Source organism: Streptococcus suis, assembly GCF_016775005.1.
In the GTDB taxonomy this organism is placed as follows: Bacteria; Bacillota; Bacilli; order Lactobacillales; family Streptococcaceae; genus Streptococcus; species Streptococcus suivaginalis.
This window is the reverse complement of sequence record NZ_JAEUXI010000001.1, coordinates 437,465-461,330: the sequence shown is the minus strand read 5'-3', so window position 1 is coordinate 461,330 and position 23,866 is coordinate 437,465. Positions and strand designations below refer to the sequence as shown.

The 23,866-nt window shown below is 41.3% G+C and carries 21 protein-coding genes; 17 read left to right on the top strand and 4 right to left on the bottom strand.

Features of this window, described 5'->3' with window-relative positions; genetic code table 11:
• The first annotated feature begins 118 nt into the window (after positions 1 to 118).
• Entirely contained in the window at positions 119 to 2,770 is a 2,652-nt protein-coding gene (locus JNG37_RS02075) for a valine--tRNA ligase (protein WP_158455535.1), read from the top strand.
• A 54-nt stretch (positions 2,771 to 2,824) separates the two neighbouring features.
• On the opposite strand, the gene JNG37_RS02070 is transcribed toward JNG37_RS02075, so the two are convergent.
• From JNG37_RS02070 to dcm, 3 genes are read right to left on the bottom strand one after another with little or no spacing between them, the layout of a single operon-like run.
• On the bottom strand, positions 2,825 to 3,832 hold the full coding sequence (locus JNG37_RS02070) for a DGQHR domain-containing protein (RefSeq protein ID WP_158455533.1): 1,008 nt from the start codon (positions 3,830 to 3,832) through the stop codon (positions 2,825 to 2,827).
• Positions 3,822 to 5,075, bottom strand: coding sequence for a nucleotidyltransferase family protein (locus tag JNG37_RS02065; RefSeq protein WP_158455531.1), 1,254 nt, complete (start codon positions 5,073 to 5,075; stop codon positions 3,822 to 3,824). Before JNG37_RS02065 ends, JNG37_RS02070 begins: the two co-directional genes overlap by 11 nt.
• A 9-nt stretch (positions 5,076 to 5,084) precedes the next feature.
• Positions 5,085 to 6,350 carry a DNA (cytosine-5-)-methyltransferase gene (dcm, locus tag JNG37_RS02060; RefSeq protein ID WP_158455529.1) on the bottom strand — a complete coding sequence of 422 codons (1,266 nt, stop codon included), beginning with the start codon at positions 6,348 to 6,350 and terminating at the stop codon, positions 5,085 to 5,087.
• A 111-nt stretch (positions 6,351 to 6,461) separates the two neighbouring features.
• Here dcm and JNG37_RS02055 point away from each other — a divergent pair, with 111 nt between their 5' ends.
• The 5 genes from JNG37_RS02055 (at position 6,462) to JNG37_RS02035 (ending at position 12,395) form a co-directional block, all read left to right on the top strand.
• Positions 6,462 to 7,952 carry a Sau3AI family type II restriction endonuclease gene (locus JNG37_RS02055; RefSeq protein WP_158455527.1) on the top strand — a complete coding sequence of 497 codons (1,491 nt, stop codon included), beginning with the start codon at positions 6,462 to 6,464 and terminating at the stop codon, positions 7,950 to 7,952.
• 20 nt (positions 7,953 to 7,972) lie between these two features.
• A complete protein-coding gene (locus JNG37_RS02050) occupies positions 7,973 to 9,031 on the top strand; it encodes an MmcQ/YjbR family DNA-binding protein (RefSeq protein WP_158455525.1) in 1,059 nt (352 codons plus the stop codon).
• A gap of 83 nt (positions 9,032 to 9,114) precedes the next feature.
• Positions 9,115 to 10,107 carry an aspartate--ammonia ligase gene (gene asnA / locus JNG37_RS02045; protein WP_105151131.1) on the top strand — a complete coding sequence of 331 codons (993 nt, stop codon included), beginning with the start codon at positions 9,115 to 9,117 and terminating at the stop codon, positions 10,105 to 10,107.
• A gap of 141 nt (positions 10,108 to 10,248) precedes the next feature.
• Positions 10,249 to 12,096 carry a translational GTPase TypA gene (gene typA / locus JNG37_RS02040; protein ID WP_158455523.1) on the top strand — a complete coding sequence of 616 codons (1,848 nt, stop codon included), beginning with the start codon at positions 10,249 to 10,251 and terminating at the stop codon, positions 12,094 to 12,096.
• A 23-nt stretch (positions 12,097 to 12,119) separates the two neighbouring features.
• Complete coding sequence (locus JNG37_RS02035; protein WP_158455521.1) at positions 12,120 to 12,395, top strand: DUF3165 family protein; 276 nt, start codon at positions 12,120 to 12,122, stop codon at positions 12,393 to 12,395.
• A 117-nt stretch (positions 12,396 to 12,512) separates the two neighbouring features.
• Here JNG37_RS02035 and JNG37_RS02030 read toward each other — a convergent pair whose 3' ends face one another.
• Positions 12,513 to 13,715: a mechanosensitive ion channel gene (locus JNG37_RS02030; RefSeq protein ID WP_158455519.1), complete on the bottom strand. Its 1,203-nt coding sequence runs from the start codon at positions 13,713 to 13,715 to the stop codon at positions 12,513 to 12,515.
• A 186-nt stretch (positions 13,716 to 13,901) separates the two neighbouring features.
• Between JNG37_RS02030 and murD the strand changes: the two genes are divergently transcribed.
• The 11 genes from murD (at position 13,902) to JNG37_RS01975 (ending at position 23,865) form a co-directional block, all read left to right on the top strand.
• A complete protein-coding gene (gene murD / locus JNG37_RS02025; protein WP_158455517.1) occupies positions 13,902 to 15,254 on the top strand; it encodes a UDP-N-acetylmuramoyl-L-alanine--D-glutamate ligase in 1,353 nt (450 codons plus the stop codon).
• Between the two features lies 1 nt (position 15,255).
• Positions 15,256 to 16,335: a UDP-N-acetylglucosamine--N-acetylmuramyl-(pentapeptide) pyrophosphoryl-undecaprenol N-acetylglucosamine transferase gene (locus JNG37_RS02020; RefSeq protein WP_158455515.1), complete on the top strand. Its 1,080-nt coding sequence runs from the start codon at positions 15,256 to 15,258 to the stop codon at positions 16,333 to 16,335.
• On the top strand, positions 16,325 to 17,389 hold the full coding sequence (locus tag JNG37_RS02015) for a cell division protein FtsQ/DivIB (RefSeq protein WP_158455513.1): 1,065 nt from the start codon (positions 16,325 to 16,327) through the stop codon (positions 17,387 to 17,389). The genes JNG37_RS02020 and JNG37_RS02015 overlap by 11 nt, the downstream gene beginning before the upstream one ends.
• A 141-nt stretch (positions 17,390 to 17,530) precedes the next feature.
• A complete protein-coding gene (gene ftsA, locus JNG37_RS02010) occupies positions 17,531 to 18,910 on the top strand; it encodes a cell division protein FtsA (protein ID WP_158455511.1) in 1,380 nt (459 codons plus the stop codon).
• Positions 18,911 to 18,929: 19 nt separating this feature from the next.
• A complete protein-coding gene (gene ftsZ / locus JNG37_RS02005; protein WP_158455509.1) occupies positions 18,930 to 20,165 on the top strand; it encodes a cell division protein FtsZ in 1,236 nt (411 codons plus the stop codon).
• 1 nt (position 20,166) lies between these two features.
• Complete coding sequence (locus JNG37_RS02000; RefSeq protein ID WP_158455576.1) at positions 20,167 to 20,838, top strand: YggS family pyridoxal phosphate-dependent enzyme; 672 nt, start codon at positions 20,167 to 20,169, stop codon at positions 20,836 to 20,838.
• A gap of 12 nt (positions 20,839 to 20,850) precedes the next feature.
• Positions 20,851 to 21,426, top strand: coding sequence for a cell division protein SepF (locus JNG37_RS01995; RefSeq protein WP_158455507.1), 576 nt, complete (start codon positions 20,851 to 20,853; stop codon positions 21,424 to 21,426).
• 3 nt (positions 21,427 to 21,429) lie between these two features.
• Positions 21,430 to 21,690: a YggT family protein gene (locus tag JNG37_RS01990; RefSeq protein ID WP_158455505.1), complete on the top strand. Its 261-nt coding sequence runs from the start codon at positions 21,430 to 21,432 to the stop codon at positions 21,688 to 21,690.
• A complete protein-coding gene (locus JNG37_RS01985; RefSeq protein ID WP_158455503.1) occupies positions 21,687 to 22,481 on the top strand; it encodes a YlmH family RNA-binding protein in 795 nt (264 codons plus the stop codon). The genes JNG37_RS01990 and JNG37_RS01985 overlap by 4 nt, the downstream gene beginning before the upstream one ends.
• A gap of 8 nt (positions 22,482 to 22,489) precedes the next feature.
• Complete coding sequence (locus JNG37_RS01980) at positions 22,490 to 23,194, top strand: DivIVA domain-containing protein (RefSeq protein WP_158455501.1); 705 nt, start codon at positions 22,490 to 22,492, stop codon at positions 23,192 to 23,194.
• A gap of 227 nt (positions 23,195 to 23,421) precedes the next feature.
• Positions 23,422 to 23,865: a GNAT family N-acetyltransferase gene (locus tag JNG37_RS01975; protein ID WP_158455499.1), complete on the top strand. Its 444-nt coding sequence runs from the start codon at positions 23,422 to 23,424 to the stop codon at positions 23,863 to 23,865.
• Position 23,866 lies beyond the last annotated feature (1 nt).

The following is a 23,866-nucleotide window of genomic DNA, read 5'->3' as shown; positions in this document are numbered from 1 at the left end:
GCCAGCCCAAAGGACTGACTATTTCTAGGAGATTATATGAAAAAGAAAAGTTTTGCTATTTCTAGCTTGAGGATAGTATAAACCAATTTTCTTAAAGAATACTAAAGGAGAAAAAATAATGTCAAAAGAATTATCACCAAAATACAATCCAGCCGAGGTTGAGGCTGGTCGTTATCAAACTTGGTTGGACCAAGATGTGTTTAAGCCGTCAGGCGATGCGGAGGCTAAGCCTTATTCGATCGTCATTCCACCGCCAAACGTAACGGGTAAGTTGCACTTGGGACACGCTTGGGATACCACCCTTCAAGACATCATTATCCGCCAAAAGCGCATGCAGGGCTTTGACACTCTCTGGCTTCCAGGTATGGACCACGCGGGGATTGCCACTCAGGCTAAGGTTGAGGAACGCTTGCGGGAGCAAGGCGTGACCCGCTATGACTTGGGTCGTGAAAAATTCCTCGATAAAGTCTGGGAATGGAAGGATGAGTACGCAGCGACCATTCGTGAGCAATGGGGCAAGTTGGGTCTGTCTTTGGACTACCAACGTGACCGCTTCACGCTGGACGAAGGCTTGTCGAAAGCTGTTCGCAAGGTCTTTGTAGAACTCTACAAAAAAGGCTGGATCTACCGTGGCGAATTTATCATCAACTGGGACCCCGCAGCTCGCACAGCCCTTTCTGATATTGAAGTTATCCACAAAGATGTAGAGGGTGCTTTCTACCACATGAATTATATGTTGGAAGATGGCTCTCGTGCCCTGCAAGTTGCGACAACTCGTCCTGAAACCATGTTCGGTGACGTTGCGGTGGCAGTTAACCCAGAAGACCCACGTTACAAGGACTTGATTGGCAAAAACGTTATCCTACCAATCGTAAACAAGCCAATCCCAATCGTTGCGGATGAACACGCAGACCCAGAATTTGGTACAGGGGTTGTGAAAATCACTCCTGCCCACGATCCGAATGACTTCCTCGTAGGTCAACGCCACAATCTGCCACAAGTCAATGTTATGAACGACGACGGTACCATGAACGAGCTTGCAGGCGAATTTGCAGGTATGGACCGCTTTGAAGCCCGTAAAGCAACGGTTGCTAAGTTACAAGAACTGGGTGCCCTTGTCGAAATCGAAAACCGTGTACATTCCGTTGGACACTCGGAGCGTACAGGTGTGGTGGTTGAGCCACGCTTGTCAACCCAGTGGTTTGTTAAAATGGACCAACTGGCTAAGAATGCCATTGCCAACCAAGACACAGCTGACAAGGTAGAATTTTACCCACCACGCTTCAACGATACCTTCCTACAATGGATGGAAAATGTACATGACTGGGTTATCTCGCGTCAGCTTTGGTGGGGGCATCAGATTCCAGCATGGTATAACGAATCTGGCGAAATGTACGTCGGAGAAGAGGCTCCAGCAGGTGACGGTTGGGTACAGGATGAGGATGTCCTAGACACCTGGTTTAGCTCTGCCCTTTGGCCATTCTCAACAATGGGCTGGCCTGACGAAAACGCGACGGACTTCCAGCGTTACTTCCCAACTTCAACCTTGGTAACGGGCTATGACATCATCTTCTTCTGGGTGTCGCGGATGATTTTCCAATCGCTTGAGTTCACAGGCCGTCAGCCCTTCAAGAACGTGCTGATCCACGGTTTGATCCGTGACGAAGAAGGTCGCAAGATGTCCAAGTCGCTCGGAAACGGGATTGACCCAATGGATGTCATTGAGAAATACGGTGCGGACGCTTTGCGTTGGTTCTTGTCAAACGGCTCTGCCCCTGGCCAAGATGTTCGCTTCTCTTACGAGAAGATGGATGCTTCTTGGAACTTCATCAACAAGATTTGGAACATTTCCCGCTATATCCTCATGAACAATGAAGGCTTGACCTTGGATGCGGCGCGTGAGAATGTTGCGAAAGTCGCAGCTGGTGAGGCTGGTAACGTGACGGACCGCTGGATTCTCCACAACCTCAACGAAACTATTGCCAAGGTCACTGAAAACTTCGACAAGTTCGAGTTTGGTGTTGCTGGTCACATCCTCTACAACTTCATCTGGGAAGAGTTCGCCAACTGGTACGTCGAGCTGACCAAGGAAGTGCTTTACAGTGACAATGAGGCTGAGAAAGTCATGACTCGCTCTGTTCTTCTCTACACGCTGGACCAAATCCTTCGCCTCCTCCACCCAATCATGCCGTTTGTGACGGAAGAAATATACGCTCAGTACGCAGAAGGCTCTATCGTAGTGGCGGCTTACCCTGTTGTCAACCCAGCCTTTGAAAATGCGGAAGCACATAAGGGAGTGGAAAGTCTCAAGGACTTGATTCGTTCGGTGCGAAATAGCAGAGCAGAAGTGAATGTTGCTCCTTCTAAGCCGATTACCATTTTGATTAAGACGGCAGATAGCGAGCTTGAAACCTTCTTCAAGGCAAATGAAAACTACATCCGACGCTTTACAAATCCAGAACAGTTGGAAATCAGCTCAAGTATCGCTTCACCAGAATTAGCTATGTCAGCCGTTATCACCGGTGCTGAAATCTTCTTGCCACTAGCCGACCTTCTCAACGTAGAAGAAGAGTTGGCTCGTCTAGACAAAGAGCTTGCCAAGTGGCAAAAAGAACTAGACATGGTCGGCAAAAAACTCAGCAACGAACGCTTCATCGCCAACGCCAAACCAGAAGTCGTTGAAAAAGAAAAAGAAAAACAAGCCGACTACCAAGTAAAATACGATGCGACAGTAGGACGGATTGAAGAGATGAAGAAGATGGGAAGATAGTCAAAAAGCACGGTCATAAGACCGTGCTTTTTGACTATCTAGTTAGAAAGTATTTTATTTTTTTTGAGAGTCTTCTAATATTTTGGCAATGTTTGAAAAGCCACTTCCTGAAGAGTAACTAGAAAAAATATTACCTGGAAGCCAGTATTCTGGGTTAATAGTTACTAGTTCAAATTCGTTATTTATATGATTAATGAGTTCCTCTATGCTATCTAGTTTAATATCTTTTAATTTGTTACTCAGAAATTTTAGAGTAGAGCTTAGGCCGATTGATCCTTTTAAAATTTTTGAAGATTCTTTTGTGTGAAATACTTGTGGCCATTTATTCATAATTATCTCCCAGTACGCAGTGTAGACCTTGAGTATTTGTTCTTGTGTTTCATTAAGAGAATCAATTGCAATTAGATTGTTTTTTTCTAAAAGATTAATTAGAGGCATAGTGGCACGTACAAAAGAATTTAAACTTATAACTTTTCCAGTAGCTTGCGGAGTTCCTTCCCAAGAAATTTCGTTATTCCAATGTTTATCAGTTTTATCCAAGCTTCTAGCTAATTCGACTAGTATGTATTGTTTTTTTGCTAAAGGAGCGGCGTTGTCAGCTCCCGAATACATTGTTTTTAGAACAAGAGCTAGAGAAGTATCCACTTTCCTTGAAGTTTTATTAATAGTGATAAAAGTATCTACTTCTAAAGCATCTGTTGGATTATTCAAAACAATGGAGCTAATTTCATATTCTTTAATTAGTTCATATTTATCTGGAAATTCTTCTTTAACAATGCGAAGTGCTTCTACTCGATGCTGTCCGTCAACAATAAATAATTTACTATCTTTATTGGCGCAAATAATTGGAGTAGGGAAGAAAAAATAATCATTTTTTATAATATATTTTACAATATTCAAACAATGAGTTCTATTTATTTTTCGCTGATAACCCTTAAATGTTTCTGGTGAAAAAACTTTAGTAGCAGTATTTCTTATAAGAAAATCAACCGAAAAATTTTTAACTTCTAATCCGTCTTGTAATTCAGGATGATGTTGATTAATTAAAAATCTATGCGTCATATTGGATTCTCCCTATTTTTAGATTCATTTCTTTAAGTTTATTATATATTATTTTTTTATAATCAGAATGAGCGTTATTTGGAGTCATTTCAGGCATTTTTAAATTATTTATTAACTCTTTGAAATCTGCTTCAGAATCTTCAAAATCATCTTCGTCTTCATCGCTAGGGAAAACAGTATCTAATTCATCCTGTTCAGATGAATTAGAAATAAAATAATTAGAAAGTTCGAAGTATATGTAGTCGGCAATATACTGATATATATCGTCTTTATTTATATTTTTGAAAATGAAAGATAATATCTTAGCAATGTTATCTGCCTCTCCCTCGTTGATTACTTTTTCAATTACTTTAGAAAGATAACTATAAATCTCTTCATTTACTTCAATATTATTATTATGTAGTATATCTATATTGAAGTCTTTCTTTATATACTCTTCTTCTTTTAAAAATGAGACTAAAACATCATTGATGTTGACTTGATGAAATATGTTGTAGAACCAATCATAGTAGTTATGTGTGAAAATTTCAGTTTGAAAAATATCATTTTTAGTAAATTCAAAGAATAATTGATTTAATAATTTTTGTATTTCATATGTATTATTTTTCTTTAAATTATATAATTGGGTATCTGAATTAGCTAATATTTGAAATACGGACTCGGTTAATTCTTTTTTTGTTGTAATATTAAAGTCAAAATTATGAGGTTTATATATTGTGAAATGGTCTACCTCACCCCAAAGATTATGCACAGAAGATTTTATCTGAATTTCAAAACCAAACTTACGATTACTGAACTCATATGTGCCACTGAATTTAAATATTTCGTGTTGATTTTGTTGTCTTTTTGCTTTTTTTTCTTCATCGGGAATAATTATTTTTTCGTTTTTCTCTAAAAAATTAATTAATTTATTAAAGAGTTCTTCTTCTTCAACTTGAAAATATGTATTGAGTCTAATACCAATGAAATCTTGTAAATGTTCGGCTAAGAAAGACTTGTTTTTATCTTCAAATTGATAATTATACTCCCATTGTGTAATGTATGATTTTCGGACTAATTTATCACTAAAACTTTGCTTAGATTTGACTCTTTTTTGTAATCCAACTAAAGGTATTTCTGAATTTTGACTAACGAAATTGTTAATAAGTTGATCAAATTCAATCAAGCATTCTTTAGCTTCAGGTTCTAAAGAATCAAAGGTTCTGAGCCAATTTTGTATTATTTCTTGTTGCATTTTTCTCATATCTCCATTTTAACCAATTTTTACTATATACTCCCCAATTTTTCGTACGATTTCAGTTACGAGGGCATTGCCCATAAAGAACATACGCATTTTATCAGATACGTCTACAATGGATCCATCTGCTAATTTTTTCTGCTTAGTCCAATCATCTGGGAAATCTTGTAATCGTTCCGCTTCTACAGGTGTAATCAAACGGTATCGATTGTTCACATTGATAAAGTGAGTAGAGCGATTGACAGTTCCTTCGGAAGTCAACATAGTTCGTCCAGGCAGGTTTAGGTCGTCAGTCGGCGACATTCCACCTTCGGAATAGGTATAGGTGTGACCGTCTGCCGAAGTTCTTTCAATCTTTTTTGGACCTCGTAGATATTGGAATTTTTCTAGCTTAGTAGGGTCTGTCAAAAAGTATTTCTCAGGTACATCTTTTTCATCTTGCAAGATTTCTCCAAGAGTTATCGGTTGACCTTTATAGTCACATTGAGTATCAACGGAATAGTATTTCCCGTGTCTCATCACGCCAGTATTCCAAACTGTTCCGGTGAAGTTATCTGATACTTCAACAATATCTTTCGCCAGTTCGTAGTAGACTTGGCGATTTTTTATTGGTATTGATTTAATTGGGAATTGGGTTGCAAACAAGCCTGAGTGGAATAGATAGTCATCATATCGATTTTCGTTAAATACAGTCTCGGTATTTTCAAACTGTTTATCTAGTTTTTGAGCAAAAGTCGTGTCATTTCGATAGACAAAGAAGAATACACGACGACGGCGTTGGCTTCGACCATATTCAGCGGCATTGATAACTCGCCATTCAACTGAGTAGCCGAGATTGTTAAACGCTGTCAACATGATTGCAAAGTCACGTCCTCTTTGTTTAGAAGGTGCTTTTAGAAGACGGTCAACGTTTTCTAAAATAAGATATTTAGGTTTGGTGATACGAGTAGCACGGATAATTTCCCAAAAGAGAACTCCTTTTTTTCCTTCAATCCCTTGTTCGTTCTTCTTGCTTCGTGCAACAGAATAGTCTTGGCAAGGAAAACCACCAACAATCATTTCGGGATTCATTTCAGCAAACTTTTCGTCAGAAATATCTGAGATACTAATATTGATGTTTTCACTGTCTGGGAAATGCAAATCATAAACTTCAAAAGCATCCTGTGATTTTCGAGCAGGCTCCCATTGATTTGCCCATTTAGTTTGGAAGTAATCTTTGTCAGCATTTTCCAATCCAATTCGAAAACCGCCTACACCGGCAAAGAGTTCGAGAATATTCATTTTTTCTCCTCAAGTTTATTTAATACTCTCTATTATATCGTAAAAAACAATTTCGATCAAGGATTTTTATTTGATATAATAGAGCTATAGGAATTTAGTAGGAAATTTTATATGGAAAAACACTTATTCAATTATGATGAAACAGATATTCAAAGTATTCTTGATTATTCTCAACATTTACTAGATAGGTCGCTTGGCGAAATTATTGCTGAATACCAAGTTTCGCCTTATAAAACTTATCGAGATTTTCAAGATGGTACAATCTCAGAAATTGTTGATAAAGAAATCAGTATGAAGTCAAAAGGGCAATATGGCAATTATATAGAAAAATACTTTTATGGCTATCAACCTAATAGTGACTCAGCTGCTGATTTTGACAAGGTTGGAGTAGAATTGAAAGTCACGCCTTTTAAAGTGAACAAGAATGGAACAATTAGTGCAAAAGAGCGGTTAGTTTTAACAATATTAAACTACATGGAGGAAAACTTAGATGACTTTTATTCCACTCATCTATGGCAAAAATGCTCTAAAATACTTTTACTGTTTTACAATGGTCTCATTCCAGGGCAGACAATGTCGGATTATATCATTGAAAAAATTTTTTTGTACGAATGGTTTGAAGAGGATATGGAGGTCATTCTTGAGGATTATAATCGTATTGTAGAAAAGATTAAGCAAGGTAAAGCCCATGAACTGTCCGAATCAGATGGGAACTATTTATCTACCTGTACTAAAGGTGCAGGGAAAGGAAAAGATTTTAGAAGCCAGCCTTTTAGTGATACTCTTGCAAAACAAAGGGCTTGGGAGCTGAAATCAAGCTACATGACCTACTTGATTAATCACAAGATATTTAATCAAGTTGATCAAGAAAGTATTTTAGCAACTGCCAGAGGCGAGAAAAAATCATTTACACAGGTTATTGCAGACAAAATTTTAGCCTATAAAGGATTTTCTGAGGAAGAATTATATAGTCGATTTGACGTGAATCCTAGAGCAAAAGGTAAAAATAGCACTCTGGTTAGAAATATATTGGGGCTGACTGGAGACCTTGAAAAGACACAAGAATTTCAAAAAGCCAATATGAATTTACGCGTTATTCGTGTAGATAAAAATGGGCTACCAAAAGAGGACTCTCCGTTTAAGACTTATCAATTTGAAGAATTGGCTAGGAATGATGTCTGGGAGGAATCGCATCCATTTTTGGAAATTTGCAATAAACGGTTTTTATTTGTCATTTTTAAAGAAGTATCGGATAAATTATTTGTATTAGATAATATCAAGTTTTGGGGGTTTCCAGATAGACTAATTCCGGAGGTCCAAAGAGTTTGGATAGAAACACGAAAAATCATCCAAGACGGTGTTGAATTGAGTCAAAATGGTAATAAAGTATCTACCAACTTTCCTCAGAGTAAAGTCAATACAATTTTATTCACGAAAATTCATGCTCAAAATACTTACTACGAAATTAGACCTAATGAATTTGTTGGTAAGGGAAAATTATCAGATACTGACAAATTGCCAGATGGCAGAAGAATAACGAAACACTCATTTTGGATTCCTAAAAAATTTTTGAAAGAGGTATTACTAGGTGAGTGGGATTAATTATTTAGTGAAAGGCATCTATGAACAAAAACAATTCTTACCAAATCAACCTCCCCTCTCTCCTCCCTTTCGGTTTTATCTTTTCTAACAATCGTTACATCTACCGTGAGGTGTTCATGGAGGGGCAGTTTGAGGCGGTGGTAGAGGTTGATGAGGCTGGTCAGCTGTCGTCCTTTGTCTGGGATTGTGAGATGGAGGAGGTCTATACTGCCCATATGGTGACTGCACCAGCTGGGGCTTTTGTGGGGCAGGTGAGAGAAAGCTATCAGTCTATTTTGGCTCGAGTAGAGGAGGCTTGTTGTGTCGCTCTGCCATTTTCCAAAGACCAAAGCAACCGCATCGCCCAGCTCATCAAGGAGAAGTGGGGAGACCTTCCTGATTATCCCTTTGCCAAGTCGCCAGAGACGGGGGCTTTTCGCCATCCTGCCAATAGCAAGTGGTACGCTTTGGTGACTCAGGTCAAGCGGGGACAGTTGGATGGGAGCGCTGATCAAGAGCTGGTGGAGATTGTCAATCTCAAGGTTGACGGTCGGGAAATAGCAGAGCTGCTGAGTCAGTCGGGCATCTACCCTGCCTACCATATGTCAAAGAAGACCTGGGTGTCGGTCTTACTGGATGAGACTGTGGAGGACCAGATGGTTTTTGCCCTGCTTGAGAAGAGCCGTTATCTGGTAGGACCAAAATCCTACAAGGCGGATCAAGGGCCTGATTACTGGGTTATTCCAGCCAATCCAAAGGTCTATGATATTGATACCGAGTTTGCGGAAAATAAGGTAGTCTATTGGCCGCAAAAATCAATCATTCAAGCTGGGGACATCGTAGCCATCTACGTGACGGCACCAGTGCAGGCTATTCGCTATGTCTGCCGTGTCTTGGAGGCGAACTTGGAAAATCATGGACAATCAGACATTCCTACAGAAAAGAAACTTATGCAGGTGGAATTGATTGCTCAGTTTTCCGATGATGTTTTGCCGAGAGCGCGCATGATGGACTTGGGTGTCAGGGCGGTGCGTGGTCCTAGACGCTTGACAGAGGGCGTGATAGAAGTGCTGTCAGCCGAAGTGAAAAACCTCCATTAAATTATCAGAATATTTAATAAAAAGACTTTACAAGTGGGTAAAAAAGAGTATAATAAGGTGTATAAATTTTAAGGAGGTAAGGTATGAAGAAGAGCTTCATTCATCAGCAAGAGGAGATTTCTTTCGTCAAAAATACATTCACCCAGTATTTGAAAGACAAGTTAGAAATCGTAGAAGTGCAAGGACCGATTTTGAGTCGTGTCGGGGATGGTATCCAGGATAATTTGTCCGGCGTGGAGAATGCGGTATCGGTGAATGTGAAATTGATTCCCAATGCGACCTATGAGGTAGTTCACTCTCTTGCAAAATGGAAGCGTCATACCCTGGCTCGTTTCGGTTTTAATGAGGGAGAAGGTCTCTTTGTGCACATGAAGGCCCTTCGTCCAGATGAAGATTCCTTAGATGAAATCCACTCAGTCTATGTGGACCAGTGGGACTGGGAAAAGGTGATTCCAGCAGGTCGTCGTAACTTGGCATATTTGAAGGAAACGGTGGAGCAGATTTACAAAGCTATCCGTCTGACCGAATTGGCCGTTGAAGCTCGTTATGACATTGAGTCTGTTTTGCCGAAGAAAATCACCTTTATCCATACGGAAGACTTGGTGAAAAACTTCCCTGATTTGACGCCAAAAGAGCGTGAAAATGTCGTTGCTAAAGAGTACGGTGCAGTCTTTCTGATTGGTATTGGTGGAGAGTTGGCTGACGGTAAGCCACATGACGGCCGTGCACCAGACTACGATGACTGGACCAGCCCATCTGAGCCAGGCTACAAGGGACTAAATGGGGACATCTTGGTTTGGAACGAGGTCTTGGGTTCAGCCTTCGAATTATCCTCAATGGGGATTCGGGTTGATGAGGCAGCCCTTCGTCGCCAAGTAGCTATTACAGGTGATGAAGAGCGCTTGGAATTCGACTGGCACAAGGCACTCTTGAGTGGTTTGCTTCCGCTGTCTATCGGTGGTGGTATTGGGCAATCGCGTTTGGCCATGTTCTTGCTTCGTAAGAAACATATCGGTGAAGTGCAGTCTAGCGTGTGGCCACAAGAAGTGCGAGACAACTTCGAGAATATTTTGTAAAAAAAGAAGAGATTGGTTTTCAATCTCTTTTCTTTCTTGTTTATCAAACAAACTGAAAACATTTACAATGTGATTATCTGTGATTTTTCAGTCAATCTATGATATACTTTTTTAGTTACATTAAATGATATAGAGGATATTATGACAAAACTTAGAGAAGACATCCGTAACGTAGCCATTATCGCCCACGTTGACCACGGAAAAACAACCCTCGTTGATGAGCTTTTGAAGCAATCACAAACCCTTGATGAGCGTACGCAATTAGACGAGCGTGCCATGGACTCAAACGATATTGAAAAAGAGCGTGGTATCACCATTCTTGCCAAAAACACTGCCGTAGCTTACAACGGTACTCGTATCAACATCATGGACACACCAGGACACGCGGACTTCGGTGGTGAGGTTGAGCGGATCATGAAAATGGTTGACGGTGTTGTGCTTGTCGTGGATGCTTACGAAGGGACTATGCCACAGACTCGTTTCGTATTGAAAAAAGCCCTTGAACAAAACTTGACACCAATCGTCGTTGTCAACAAGATTGACAAACCTTCTGCTCGTCCAGAAGAAGTTGTAGATGAAGTGCTTGAACTCTTTATCGAATTGGGTGCAGATGATGACCAGTTGGAATTCCCAGTGGTTTACGCATCAGCTATCAACGGGACTTCATCTTTGTCTGACAATCCAGCAGACCAAGAAGAAACTATGGCACCAATTTTTGATACCATCATCGAACATATCCCTGCACCAGTGGATAACTCAGATGAGCCTTTGCAGTTCCAAGTATCCCTTTTGGACTACAATGACTTCGTAGGTCGTATCGGTATCGGTCGTGTCTTTCGTGGTACTGTTAAAGTTGGTGACCAAGTTACCCTTTCAAAACTAGACGGCACTACTAAAAACTTCCGCGTTACCAAGCTCTTTGGTTTCTTCGGTCTTGAGCGTAAGGAAATCCAAGAAGCAAAAGCTGGTGACTTGATTGCCGTTTCAGGTATGGAAGACATCTTCGTCGGTGAAACCGTAACGCCAACGGATGCGGTTGAGCCACTTCCAGTTCTTCGTATCGATGAGCCAACCCTTCAGATGACCTTCTTGGTTAACAACTCACCATTTGCAGGTCGTGAAGGTAAGTGGGTGACTTCTCGTAAGATTGAAGAACGTCTTTTGGAAGAATTGCAGACAGACGTATCTCTTCGTGTTGATGCGACGGATTCTCCAGATAAATGGACTGTTTCAGGTCGTGGTGAATTGCACTTGTCTATCTTGATTGAAACCATGCGTCGTGAAGGCTATGAGCTTCAAGTATCACGTCCAGAAGTTATTATCAAGGAAATTGACGGCGTGAAAATGGAGCCGTTCGAGCGTGTGCAAATCGATACACCAGAAGAATACCAAGGATCAGTTATCCAGTCCCTTTCAGAGCGTAAGGGCGATATGTTGGATATGATTTCAACTGGTAACGGTCAAACTCGTTTGGTCTTCCTCGTTCCAGCTCGTGGTTTGATTGGTTATTCAACAGAATTCTTGTCAATGACTCGTGGGTACGGTATCATGAACCATACTTTCGACCAATACTTACCTGTTGTTCAAGGTGAAATCGGTGGTCGTCACCGTGGTGCCCTTGTCTCTATTGACCAAGGTAAGGCAACGACATACTCTATCATGCGTATCGAAGAGCGTGGTACCATCTTTGTCAACCCAGGTACTGAAGTGTACGAAGGTATGATCATCGGTGAAAACTCGCGTGACAACGACTTGACAGTTAACATCACAACTGCTAAGCAAATGACCAACGTCCGTTCAGCAACCAAGGACCAAACATCTGTTATCAAGACGCCACGTATCTTGACCCTTGAAGAATCCCTTGAATTCTTGAATGATGATGAGTACATGGAAGTTACACCTGAGTCAATTCGTCTTCGTAAGCAAATCTTGAACAAGGCAGAGCGTGACAAGGCTGCTAAGAAGAAAAAATTAGCAACGGAAGAATAAGCTGACGCACACAAGGAGGAATCATGTTTTACTTGATTATTGCCATCATCTTGGTACTCTTCTATCTATTTGTAGCACCGAATAATATCAAGGGGACCATGAATGTGGTGATAGCGGTCTTCCTCATTGTCATTTTGTTCGCGGCCCTCCTTCTAGGCTTTCTAAAGATTATGGAGGTCTCCCTAGAAGTCTGGTTAGGGATAGCCATGGTGATTTTAGGCCTGTTTGCTATGCGGGATATTTATCATTTGGATAGACCCAAAAAGCGCCAAGCCATTCGGCGATTACAAAAAAAATAAAGAGCCAGTTGGCTCTTTTTCATTTGGCGAATAATCAGAAAAAGAGTCTGGAGATTGAATCCAGACTCTTTTGGATTTACCCTACTAGGTTTGGGCTTTTGTGAATCGACTTTGGATTTATTCTTTATCGATTTTTTTGTCCAATTTTTCCAATTGTTTTGCAGCGAAATCCCGTCCGCCAAGACCAAATGCAAGGGCGAAGGCTACTGCAAATGCTCCAAGAACAATTGTAAAGGTTGATTGCACGATATTTTGTGCAAATTTCAATTGGTCAAGTGCCATAAAGACAGCCAAGACAAGGATGCCGTAACGGACTAATCCTGCTAAGAAGGCGTTGTTTGTTACCTTGTTTAGGAAGCTTGACAAGATGTTTCCACCAATTACTGCCAAGACAACGATAGCGATAGCGCTGATTAGAGATGGAAGGTAAGCAAGAATAGCAGTACCAACTGAGTTGAAGACTTGAAGGTTCAAGACTTGGATCGCTTGTACAAAGAAGAAGATGATGATAATGGCACGTACTACTTGTGCAATGACTGCTGAAAGTTGGAAGTTGGCATCTTCTTTGTTTGTTAGGTATTTAGAGTAAGTATTGATGCCAGCAGTTTCAAGGAGATTTTCCAAGAGGTTGCCGATTAATTTAGCGATAAAGCTACCAAGTGCAATCAAGACAAGTGCAACCAAGACACTTGGAAGCGCACCGATTACTTGGTTTAAAATTGTAACGATTGGTTGAGAGATGCTGGTAATACCAAGTGTTTCCAAAGCCAAGGTCAAGATTGGGATGAAGACCAAGACATAAACAACGGTTGCCAAAACGGAAATTAGTTGTTTGGTATCAATAGGAAGTTTCTCTTGTCCAGTAACTTTTGCATACCAAGTATCGATATCCAAGCGTTCCAAGAAAGCAATCAGGAGGCTCTTGATAAAGTTGCAGAAGAAGGTTCCGACGAAGAGGATCAAGCCTGCTGCAATCAAGTTTGGAATGAAGGCAAAGAATTTTTGGAACATGCTGGCAATTGGATCAACTGTTGAGCTGATATTCAAACCAGAAAGGATGGATGGGAGGAAGAAGAGGATGACAAGGAAGTAAACCAGCTGACCGAGGTTTTTAATGACTCCTTTACCGTCGTCTTCTTGTTTGATAATGCCCCATTTGTGCAGTTTGTCAGCAAACTGGATTTTGTTGAGGCCAGTGAGGGTGAGCTTGCGCAAGAAGCTAGCGAGCACAAAGGCAATCACCAAGAGAATCAACATGCTCACGAATCCTGGCAAGGCAGAAACAAGTGGCAAGAATAGGGTTTCAAGAATACTTGTCATAATGACACTCCTTTAAATATTTTTCACTCGTAGTCTAACATGTTTATAATAGAATAGCAAAGAAGACGACTCCATTTTGTAATAATTCTAAAAAAACGGTTTAAGAAGTTTGAAAGTGACCGCTCTGGCTTGAAAATGGGGGATTTTCCATGTAAAATAGTAAGTTAGAAAGAATGGTATCTATTGATGAAAATGATTGAAGATTTTAAGAATAAAAAAGTTTTGGTATTGGGCTTGGCCAAGTCTGGCGAGGCTGCGGCTCGGTTGTTAGACCGACTTGGTGCAATCGTAACTGTCAATGATGGTAAGCCTTTTGAAGACAATCCGATGGCTCAGGCCTTATTGGAAGATGGGATTCGGGTCATCTGTGGTAGCCATCCCTTGGAATTATTGGATGAAGAATTTGCCTTGTTAGTGAAAAATCCTGGTATCCGCTATGATAATCCTATGGTGGTGAAGGCCCTGGACAAGGGGATACCTGTTTGGACCGAGGTTGAATTGGCTTATCTTGTTTCTGAGGCGCCGATTGTGGGCATCACAGGGTCAAATGGGAAAACAACAACAACGACCATGATTGCAGAAGTTCTTAACGCGGGTGGTCAATCTGCGAAATTGTGTGGCAATATTGGCTATCCTGCTTCAGAAGTGGTTCAAGAGGCGCTTGACACGGATTGTCTGGTGATGGAGCTGTCTTCTTTTCAATTAATGGGAACGGAGTCATTCCTCCCTAAGATTGCAGTCATCACAAATTTAATCGCAAGTCACTTGGATTACCACGGCAGTTTTGACCAATATGTGGCAGCCAAATGGATGATTCAGCGTCAGATGACTGAGGAAGATACCTTGGTGTTGAACTTTAACCAGGAAGAGGCGCGTGCATTGGCACATGAAACAAAGGCAACAGTCTTACCGTTTTCGACCCAAGAAGTGGTGGAGGGTGCCTATCTTTTGGATGGCAAGCTCTACTTCAAGGGAGAATGGATCATGGATGCCGATCAGATCGGTGTGCCTGGTTCACACAATATTGAAAATGCCTTGGCAACGATTGCGGTAGCCAAGTCTCTTGGAGTTGACAATCAAGCCATTCGTGATAGTTTGGCTGCTTTTGGTGGTGTCAAACACCGCCTGCAGTTTGTTGATGAAATAGCTGGTGTCTCTTTCTATAATGATAGTAAATCGACCAATATCTTGGCGACTCAGATGGCCTTGTCTGGTTTTGATAATGCGCAGGTCATCTTGATTGCTGGAGGTTTAGACCGTGGCAATGAATTTGATGACTTGGTGCCAGATATTCGTGGCTTGAAGCACATGGTAGTGCTTGGACAGTCGGCTGAACGGGTGAAACGGGCGGCAGATAAGGCAGGTGTAGCCTATACAGATGCAAATGATGTTGCAGATGCAACTCGTAAGGCATTTGCCTTGGCGAGTCAAGGTGACACAGTTCTTTTGAGCCCTGCCAATGCAAGTTGGGATATGTATGATAACTTTGAGGTGCGTGGGGAGGTCTTCCTCAAGGCAGTAGAAGAATTGAAGGGATAATATGAAGAAAATCATCTTTACAGGAGGAGGAACAGTTGGCCATGTGACCCTTAATCTCCTCCTGATTCCAAAATTTTTAGAAGATGGCTGGCAGGTGCATTATATTGGTGATGCGGCTGGAATCGAACACCAGCAAATCATCAAATCGGGTTTGGATATCCAATTCCATCCGATTGCAACCGGGAAGCTCCGTCGGTATTTTTCATGGCAAAATGCCCTGGATGTTTTTAAGGTTGGCTGGGGTATCCTCCAATCTCTCTTTGTGATGGCAAAAGTTCGTCCGCAAGCTCTCTTCTCTAAAGGTGGCTTTGTGTCTGTTCCGCCTGTCATTGCAGCGCGTGCATTGGGGATTCCTGTTTTTATTCACGAATCGGATTTGAGTATGGGCTTGGCCAATAAGATTGCCTATAAATTTGCAACGACCATGTATTCTACTTTTGAGCAAACTGCTGGTCTTGAAAAGGTTGTCCATGTTGGGGCTGTTACAAAGGTTGCTCAGTCAAACAAGGTGACACCAATCCAGTTGCCAGATATTTTGCGTCATTTTGATGAAGAAAAACCTGTTCTACTATTCATCGGTGGGTCAGGTGGTGCCAAGGTCTTTAATGACTTTATCAGTTCAGAAAAGAAAGCCTTGACGCAACTCTATAATATTATCAACATCACTGGTCATTCGGATTTGAATGAACTGTCCGATAATCTATATAGGGTTGACTATGTGACAGACCTCTATTTTCCCTTGTTGGCTCAAGCTGATTTGGTGGTGACAAGAGGTGGTTCCAATACCCTCTTTGAATTGGTTGCGGGGCAAAAACTGCATGCCATTGTTCCTCTAGGAAAACAAGCTAGTCGGGGTGATCAGTTGGAAAATGCAGCCTATTTTGAAGAAAAAGGTTATGCCAAACAATGGTCAGAAGAAGACTTGACCATGGAACGTTTTCCAGGCTTGGTAGAGGAAATTTTCCAACAAAAAGATCACTACCTGAAAAATATGGAAGAGTCAACCGACATTCAATCCTTGGAGGCCTTTTATGAGCGCTTGAAATCAGATATCGGAAGAAGGTCAAGGAATGAAGGATAGAGAAGACCAGTTGGTAAGAGAAGAGCAAGAACATATGCTTTTTGAAGAAGAGGTGCAAACAGAGTCAGTTGATCAAGCATCTGAAGCAGTTGAACATTCTGAAAGTACAGAGGCTGATGATGGAGCTGATTGGTCTGATGAGGCTGAAGAAAAGATAGAGGATGAGGACGAGCGCCAGGAGGAAGCTAGTCAATTTCTTAAGTCGTGGCGGGAAAAGCATGAAGCCTATTTGGCCAGCCAGGCTCAATCGTTGGAAGTAGTTAGAGAAGAAGTGGAAAATGATTCTGACCAAGGTCAGAGTAAAAAAAGGTCTTCGTTTTTTAAGAGAGAAAAAAAGCTTAAAGAAGACCAAGTAAGTATTCCTAGAAAAGCGTGGGCAAAAGCCGTTCCGATCTACTTGGTAGCTGTTAGTGTGGTATTGTTAGCGACCTATTTTATCAGTCCTTGGAGTAAGCAAAAGCAGCTAAAAGTGACAGGTCAAAACTTGCTGACGGCAGAAATGGTCAGGCAGTATAGTTTGATTTCAGACCAAGACTATAGTTTGACAACCCTTTTGCATAAAGACGCTTATGCAGCCAATGTAAAAAAATCCAGCAACCTTGTCAAAACGGCAAGCATTTCTTACCAATTTCCCAACCAGTTCACGATTGCTATTGAAGAATACAAGGAAGTTGGCTACATCAAGCAAAACGATGCTTACTATTCGGTCCTTTCAAGCGGAAAAATTGCGGAAATTGAAACTGCAGAAGAAAACCTAGGGGCAGATTATACTTTGATGAATTTGACGGATAAAGAAATGATTAAGGAACTTGCTTTACAATTGGATCAGATTGACCAGAAAATCTTGACCAATATCCAGCAAGTTGATTTGACTCCGACGACTGCCACAGCGGATTTGCTAACATTGACCATGTATGATGGCAACAAAATTCTCATACCACTTTCACATATTGATACGAAATTGTCTTATTATTTAACCATCGCACCGCAACTGTCAGTAGCAAGTGTGGTTGATATGGAAGTGGGGGTCTTTAGCTATGCTCTTAGTCAGTAAAAAAAATCAGAAGAAATCAAGAAATAAGCTAATAAAATGCCCATTTTCAGATATTATATGGTATAATGAAAAATGAATAATTCTACCAAATTTGTTAGAATGTAAATTTGTTAAAGTTGAAAGTAAGAGAGGACTGATCGAATGGCTAGAAATGGCTTTTTTACGGGATTAGATATCGGTACAAGCTCCGTTAAAGTCTTGGTTGCAGAGTATATTGATAATGAAATGAATGTCATCGGCGTCAGCAATGTGAAAAGTGCAGGCGTTAAGGATGGAATAATTATTAACATTGAGGTGGCGGCAGGCGCTATCAAGAAAGCCTTGGCACAGGCTGAAGAAAAAGCAGGAATTCGCATTGACCGTGTCAATGTTGGTCTTCCAGCTAATCTTTTGCAGATTGAGCCAACTCAGGGTATGATTCCAGTAACAACTGATTCCCAAGAGATTACAGATGCGGATGTCGAAAACGTTGTGAAATCTGCCTTGACTAAGAGCATGACTCCAGAACGCGAAGTGATTTCCTTCGTTCCAGAAGAATTTGTAGTGGATGGTTTCACTGGCATTAAAGATCCTCGTGGTATGATGGGAATCCGTTTGGAAATGCGTGGCTTGCTCTATACAGGTCCTCGAACTATCTTGCACAATCTTCGTAAGACGGTTGAACGTGCAGGAGTTCAAGTGGAAAATGTTGTGATTTCACCATTGGCCTTGACTCGTTCTGTCTTGAACGAAGGGGAACGTGAATTTGGTGCAACAGTTATCGACTTGGGTGGAGGTCAAACCACAGTCGCTGTAATGCGTGGGCAAGAGTTGCAATACACCAATATCTATCAAGAAGGTGGAGACTACATCACCAAAGATATTTCAAAAGTTTTGACAACTTCTCAAAGTATTGCAGAAAACTTGAAGTACAACTACGGCATCGCTTATCCGCAAGAAGCAACTGAAAAAGAGAAATTCTCAGTTGAAGTAATCGGTGAAAGCACTCCAGTTGAAGTAACCGAACGATACCTTTCAGAAGTCATCGCAGCTCGTCTTCGTCAAATCTTCACGAAAGTGAAACAAGATTTGGAGCGGACACGTGCCTTGGAATTACCAGGAGGCGTTGTTCTCGTGGGTGGTGGTGCGATTCTTCCAGGAATTACAGAGTTGGCTCAAGAGGTGCTCGGTGCCAATACCAAACTCTATATTCCAAACCAAATTGGTATCCGCAATCCAGCCTTTGCTCATGTGATTAGCATTGTTGAGTACGTTGGAGCAGCTAGCGATGTTGAGAAGATTGCTCAGCGTGCAGTAAATGGGGAAGCAAGTCTTCGTCAGCGTCCAGTGGAAGTTCCAATCGATCTCCCAGTACATCGCCCAACTCCAGTTTCTGTACCAAATGACTTGGTGTCTGAACTGCATTCTGATACAGCAGACAATGACTACAATGACTTTGCTGTTGAAGAGCATCAGGAAGATGACAATCGCGTAAAAATCTCGGATCGTATCCGTGGCTTGTTTGGAAGCATGTTTGAATAAAAGAAAAGGTGAATAAACTATGACATTATCATTTGAAGCAGCTGCCCGTCACGGAGCTGTCATTAAAGTAATTGGTGTTGGTGGTGGTGGCGGTAATGCCATCAACCGCATGATTGAAGAAGGTCTTGCTGGTGTTGAATTTATCGCAGCAAACACAGATGTTCAAGCCTTGAGCAGCTCAAAAGCAGAAACTGTAATCCAGTTGGGTCCAAAATTGACGCGTGGTTTGGGTGCTGGAGGTCAACCTGAAGTTGGTCGTAAGGCAGCTGAAGAAAGTGAAGAGGCATTGACTAGTGTCTTGACAGGCGCGGATATGGTTTTCATCACTGCTGGTATGGGCGGTGGCTCAGGTACTGGTGCTGCCCCAGTTATCGCACGCATTGCGAAAAATTTGGGTGCTTTGACAGTCGCAGTTGTTACTCGTCCATTTGGTTTTGAAGGAAACAAACGTGGTGCCTTTGCGGTTGAAGGTATTGAATCTCTGCGTGAATACGTTGACACATTGTTGATCATTTCAAATAACAACTTATTGGAAATTGTTGACAAGAAAACGCCTCTTTTGGAAGCTTTGAGTGAGGCAGATAACGTTCTTCGCCAAGGTGTACAAGGTATCACTGATTTGATTACCAACCCAGGCCTCATTAACTTGGACTTTGCAGACGTTAAGACTGTTATGGAGAACAAAGGCAATGCGCTTATGGGTATCGGTATCGGTACAGGTGAAGATCGTGTCATCGAAGCTGCTCGCAAGGCCATCTACTCACCATTGTTGGAAACAACAATTGATGGTGCAAACGATGTGATTGTCAACGTAACAGGTGGTTATGACATGACCTTGACGGAAGCAGAAGAAGCTTCAGAAATTGTTCATCAAGCAGCTGGCCAAGGTGTGAATATTTGGTTGGGTACATCGATTGATGATACAATGAAAGACGAAATTCGTGTGACTGTTGTTGCAACAGGTGTTCGTCAAGACGCAGTTGAGCGTGTAACTCGACCAAGCCGTCCAGAAGTCGTGACAGCTAGCCGTCCTACTCAACGCTTTGACTATGCAACGCCTCAGGCTCCAACGCCTCAAGCCGCTCCACAGCGTGTGGAATCGGCTGCAAGCACAGCTTTTGGTGAATGGGATTTGAGAAGAGAAAATCTTCTTCGCCCAACGGAAGTAGAGTCTTCTAAATTGTCTGTTGAAAAATTCAAAGCAGACGATGTTGAAGATGAATTGGACACACCACCATTCTTCCGTAACCGTTAATATGTCGATTAAACGAAATTATGATGAAGTGATGGCAAGCATTGAAGAGGCTTGCCATCATGCCCATCGCACAAAAGATTCTGTAAATGTAATAGCTGTCACAAAATATGTGGACAGCTCTATTGCTAAAGAACTCGTTGATGCTGGAATTAACCATATCGGTGAGAATCGAGTGGATAAATTTCTGGATAAATACAAGTCTTTGCAAGACACTGGACTGGTTTGGCACTTGATTGGCAGTTTACAGCGACGTAAGGTTAAGGATGTCATTAATTATGTTGATTACTTCCATGCCTTGGATTCGCTGTCTTTGGCTGCTGAGATTGAAAAACGTGCGACAAAAACAATTAACTGTTTTTTGCAGGTGAATATTTCAGGGGAAGAAAGCAAACATGGCTTTGCTCCGGAAGAATTGGATGACGTGATTGAAAATCTTCGGTCATTTGAACATATTCGCTTGGTTGGGCTCATGACAATGGCACCGATTGATGCGAATGCAGAAGAGTTGGATGCCTTGTTTGCTAAGGCTTCTGAAATATGTCAGACTTTAGCTGCTAAGCACATCCCCAATATGCCGTTTACAGAATTAAGCATGGGAATGAGCGGTGATTTTGAGCAAGCCATTCAAAATGGAGCTACTTTTGTTCGGATCGGTTCAGCATTTTTTAGATAGGAGAAGATAAAAGTGGCATTAAAAGATACCTTCAAAAACTTTTTTAATTATTTTGAAATGGATGACAGCGATGCATATCAGGAGGAAGGAATTCAACAAGAAGTGAAGCCTGCTCCAACAATGCGTCTTGCCCCATCTAGTCAACCATCCCGTTCGGCTGTGACTGAAAAAAAAGAACTACAACGTCCAGTTGAACAACCAGTTTCTCGTAAAGCGGAAACCAATATTCAACGTTTGAACGAACGACAAATGGAGTTAAAATCCAATAGTCATTCAGAAGAGGTGAAGACAACCATTGACATCAAGTATCCAAAACGCTATGAGGATGCACCTGAGATTGTTAACTTGTTGTTGGAGAATGCCAGTATCTTAATTGATTTCCAATACATGTCTGATCCACAGGCTCGTCGTTGTTTAGATTACTTGGACGGTGCCCGTTCTGTCTTGGCTGGAAATCTTAAAAAAGTATCAAATTCAATGTGGTTATTGACTCCAGTAAATGTGACCGTCAATATTGAAGAAATTCGAAATGCAAACCAACAGTCTGGTCAATCAGATTTGGAATATGATTTTGATATGAGAAGGTAAGCCATGGATTTTATCATTATTATCCTCTTAAAGGCTTTGGAAATTTATTCCTACATTTTATTGGCCTATGCCTTTATGTCATGGATTCCTGGCTTGTATGATACCTTTGTTGGCCGACTGGTGATTTGGCTAGTTCGACCAATTCTCCTTCCATTTCGAAATCTGCGTCTGCAGTTTATGGGCTTGGATTGGACAGTATTCATTGTGATGATTGTATTGAATCTGGCCTATCGTTTCCTATACTATTGGTTGATTGTCCTATGACCTCAGCTCGTCATCAAGTCTATCAACATTACAACAAAGATGAGTGGGCGTATTTGGACAAGATAGGTAGCCTTGCTCAGTGGGTGGAAGATTTTTATCAATTTCGATTGACAGAATTTGTCCATTCACGACAAGAAAAAATAATCCGCGATGTTGCCAATCATCATGGATTGGCGGTCTATTCTTCTAGAGAAATGCTAGGAACAGAGTATGGTCGTTGCATAGTTGCTCCAGAATATTATCAGTTGGAGACAGCAGATTTTGAGATGAGTATCTTGGAGTTAAGCTATGCAGAAAAATTTCATCAATTGACACATGCACAGATTCTAGGGACACTCTTGAATCGCTTAGGAATCAAGCGGGAGTTACTTGGTGACATTTTTGTGGAAGAAGGCAGAGCGGTTATCCTAGTGGATAAACGTTTCGTTTCTACCATTGAGGCAGAAGTGCAGAAAATCGCAAGGGCCAAGGTAGATTGGAAAGAATTAACCTGGTCGGATTTAGATCGAGTGGAGAAACCAAAGGGCCAAACCAAGACAATCTTGGTGAGCAGTATGCGGTTGGATAAGGTAGTCGCAGCGAGTTTTAACTTGTCTCGTCAGATTGCTACCAATCTAATTGATGCCGGAAAGGTAAAAGTGGACTATGTTCCAATGGAACAAGCTTCGCGAATTATCCAAGAGGGTCAATTAATAAGCGTTCGGTCATTTGGGAGAATGGAAGTTCGGAATCTTTTAGGATATTCAAAACAAGGTAAAATAAAATTAGAAATTGAATTATTCAAGAAATAGGGGAAGTTATGGCATTAACATCATTAGAATTAAAAGACAAAACCTTTGGAACCAAGTTCCGTGGCTACAACCAAGAAGAAGTTGATGAATTTTTGGATATGGTCACTGTTGACTACGAAGATTTGGTTCGTACCAAGCATGAACAAGAATCTGAAATCAAGTCTTTGAAAGAGCGTTTGGCTTACTTTGATCAAATGAAGGAGTCACTTAGCCAATCCGTTCTTTTGGCACAAGATACTGCAGATAAGGTAAAAGTAGCTGCAGAAGATCGCGCTGCAAATATTATCAAACAAGCAGATTACGATGCCCAAACCTTACTCAATGAAGCAAAGGACAAGGCAAATGAAATCTTGCGTACAGCAACTGATAACGCCAAAAAAGTTGCGGTGGAAACAGAGGAGCTGAAAAACAAAACACGGATCTTCCACCAACGTTTGAAATCTACAGTTGAGAGCCAATTGTCTATTATCAACTCATCTGATTGGGAAGAAATCTTGCGTCCAACTGCAACTTACTTGCAAACAAGTGACGAAGCTTTCCGTGAAGTATTGGAATCTGCCTTGGAAGAAAAAGTAGAAATCCAAGAAGAAGATGGTTTAGATGTAACCCGACAATTGTCTCCAGAAGAAGTAGCTGAGTTGAAACGTCAAGCAGCTGCTTTAGAAGCTGAAGAAGCTGCGGCGGCAGATAAAATTGAAATTGATTATAACTAAAAAAGTTCAAGAACAAGCCTGATTGAAATAAGTTAAGCGAGCAGGAGATGGTGGAAGCCCTGCATTCCCTTTCAATTAGTGTATCATCTTGAGAAAATTGGGTCTGAATCAAGTAAGAACCAACGTGGGCTCACGTTACGGGCATTGAGGGACAGGGGAAACTCTGTCTGAACTAAGGTGGTACCACGAACTTTCGTCCTTATTGACGGGAGTTTTTTTATATGCTTATGATAAAATTACAACTAGTAGATCATGAAAGTTTTGAAGCGGTGATTGCTCTTTCGCTTGACGAGAAGGATCAACGCAAGGTTGCTCCTAATCTTTATTCTCTGGCGCAAACCTGGCTCTACAGGGAGCGGAATCAACTCGAAGCGCTTGCCATCTGGGCAGCAGATAAGGTTGTAGGCTTTCTCCTCTTGTCAAAAGAGGGAGAGAATTGGCTAATCTGGCGTCTAATGATTGATCACCATCAGCAAGGAAAAGGCTACGGTAAGGAAGCTCTGCGCCAGATTATGAGACGAGCAAAAGCAGATACTGATTGTAAATCGATTCAAGCTAGTTATGTTGTTGGAAATCATAAAATGAGGTCTATCTTGTCTAGTCTAGGCTTTATTTCACTAGGCTTGGATGGAAATGAAATAAAAATGGAATATCAACTAAAAAGGAGATAAA